2 protein-coding genes are annotated in these 2,721 nt (G+C 69.0%); both read right to left on the bottom strand.

The features are described from left to right. Nucleotides 1–1,815 (bottom strand): cobaltochelatase subunit CobN (locus JOY90_RS25975; RefSeq protein WP_291693965.1); only part of this gene is annotated, 1,815 nt, incomplete at its 3' end. Further along, the coding region (gene cobW, locus JOY90_RS25980; RefSeq protein WP_291693966.1) for a cobalamin biosynthesis protein CobW at nucleotides 1,815–2,721 on the bottom strand (907 nt) is incomplete at its 5' end. The genes cobW and JOY90_RS25975, both read right to left, overlap by 1 nt.

Here is a 2,721-nt window from a genome sequence, read left to right on the forward strand (position 1 = left end):
CCGGACCAGGTGGCGCGGCAACAGGCTCGGCACCAAGGGCGGCGGCAGATGGCCGATGGTGACGGCGCCGATCCGCCGCTTGGCCTGCGCCGCCTCGCCGGGATCGTTGACGATGAAGGGATAGATCACCGGCAGGTCGCCGATCAGGGCCTCGGGCCAGCAATCCTCCGACAGCGCCACCGACTTGCCCGGCAGCCATTCCAGCGTGCCATGCGCCCCCATGTGGACCAGCGCATCGATGCTCTGGCTTCGGAGCCAGAGATAGAACGCGACATAGGCGTGGCGCGGCGTGCGCGAGAGATCATGATAGTCGGCCTCGCGCTGCGCGACCACGCCGCGCTCGGGCTGCACGGCGATGACGGCATTGCCGCGGCGGATGGCAGCGAAACGAAACAGGCCGCCCTCGACCTGCGCATCATCTTCCGGCGCGCCCCATGCCTGCGCGACGCTGTCCTGCAATTGCGGCGAGAGTTTCGACAGCGCGGCGCGATAGTCGGCGACGCTCCAGGTGATCCTCGCCTCACCCAGCGCCCGGCCGAGCGCATCGCCGGCCGCGACATCGAAGCCGGCCTCGGCGAGATCGCCGAGCAACGTTTCCACCGAGGCCAGCGCATCGAGGCCGACGGCATGCGCGAGCTGATGCGGCCGGCCGGGATAGCTCGACAGGATGATGGCGAGGCGCTTGTCGCGCACTGGCATCGTCGCCAGCCGACGCCAGGACGCGACGCGCGCGACCGCGGCGCTGACGCGCGCTTCATCCGCTCGATGCGCGGCGAGCGCGACCTGCAAATCCGGATCACGGGCTTCCAGCGACTTGAAGCTGACGACGCCGGCAAGAATCCTGCCGTCGATCTCCGGCAGCACCACATGCATGGCGAGATCGGCGGGCGACAGGCCGCGCAGCGAAGCCGCCCAGTCCTCGCGGCGGGCGGTCGACAGTGCGACCTGGAACACCGGGCAGGACAAAGCATCGAACGGAGTGGTGCCGTCCTCGCCCATGGCCGAGAACGCCGTGGCATTGACGATCGCAGCCGGCGGCTGCGCCGCAAACTGCGATCGCAGCCAATCCGCAACACCGGGCGTCTTCAACGAAGGCGCGAAGACGCCATAGGCCACAAAGCCTCGTTGCCGCAACGCCTCGATCAGCGCATCGACCGGGCCGGTATCGGCGGCCGCGAGATAGGCGCGGTAGAAGGTGACCAGCGCCAGCGGCCGCCGATCGAGCGCCGGCAGCGCGTCGAGCGCACCTCTGGCCGGATCATAGAAACCGATTTCCGGAAGCTCGACGTTCCCCAGCACCGGCCCGGCATAGAGCCCGGAGGCCAGCGCGAGCTGGGCGATCGCCGCCTGCGCCGCGATCGCGCCGCCGGTATCGCAGAGCGCCTTCAATTGCCGCAGCGTCGAGCGCGGCAGGGTCGAGAGCGCGTCGAGCCGCGCATCCTCGCGGCCGTCGGCCGGCAGCACCGCGAGCGCGATGCCGCGCGCCTTGGCAAGCTGATGCAGCGCGGCGACGCCGTAGGACCAGTAGGATTCGCCGCCGATCAGCCGCACCAATAGGCCGCGCGCGGACGCCAGCGTGCGCTCGATATAGGTATCGACCGAGAGCGGATGGCGCAGCGCCGTGAGATTCGCCAGCCGCAGCGACGGCAGAATAGCGCGGCCGCGCCGCCAGCCGGCCGCGAATGCCGCGAGGTCGCTGTCGGAGAACGACAGCGCCACGAGGTCGGCCGGGTCCTGACCGAGATCGATTGCTGTCGCGGTCTCCTCCAGGCCAATACTTTCCAGACCATGACTCTCGCGGAAGACGACGTGCATCAGAGACCAAGCCTCGCTTTGATCGCGCGCTCGTCGATGTCGCCGCGCTCGCCGATCACGACCAGCCTGGAGCGCCGCGGCCGCGCACCCCAGGGCTGATCGAACTGGTGGCGCACGCGCTCGCCGACCGACTGCACCAGCAGCCGCATCGGCTTGCCCTTCACCGCGAGATAGCCCTTGGCCCGCAGCACGTTCTGCTCGCGCGCCAGCCGCGCGATCGAATCAACCAGCGATTCGATATCAGTAACCTCGGGCAATTCGACGACGACGGAGTCGAAGTCGTCATGCTCATGCTCCTCCTCGCCGTCATGGTGCGACGGCCGCACCGCGAGATCGTCCTCGGCCGCCGCATTGAGCCCGAGAATGAGCTGTGGGTCGATCGCGCCGTCGGTGACCGCCAGCATCGGGATCGACCGCGGCACCTCGGCCTCGATCGCGCGCCGCGCCGCCGCAAGTCCCGCCTCGCCGGCGAGGTCGGCCTTGGTGAGCAGCACGATGTCGGCGCAGCAGACCTGGTCCTCGAACACTTCCGATAGCGGCGTCTCGTGATCGATGCTCTCGTCGGCCGCGCGCTGCGCATCGACAGCGGCCGGGTCCGGCGCGAAGCGGCCGGCGGCGACGGCTTCGGCATCCGCCAGCGCAATCACGCCGTCGACTGTGATGCGCGAACGAATCTCCGGCCAGTCGAACGCCTTCAGCAGCGGTTTCGGCAGCGCGAGCCCGGACGTCTCGATCAGGATGTGATCGGGCCGCACTTCGCGCGCCAGCAAGGTCTGCATGGTCGGAATGAAATCGTCGGCCACGGTGCAGCAGATGCAGCCATTGGCGAGCTCGACGATGTTCTCCTCGGGGCAATTGGCATCGGCGCAGGATTTCAGAATCTCGCCGTCGACCCCCTCGCTGCCG

It is taken from the genome of Bradyrhizobium sp., from assembly GCF_019242285.1.
Lineage (GTDB): Bacteria > Pseudomonadota > Alphaproteobacteria > Rhizobiales > Xanthobacteraceae > Bradyrhizobium.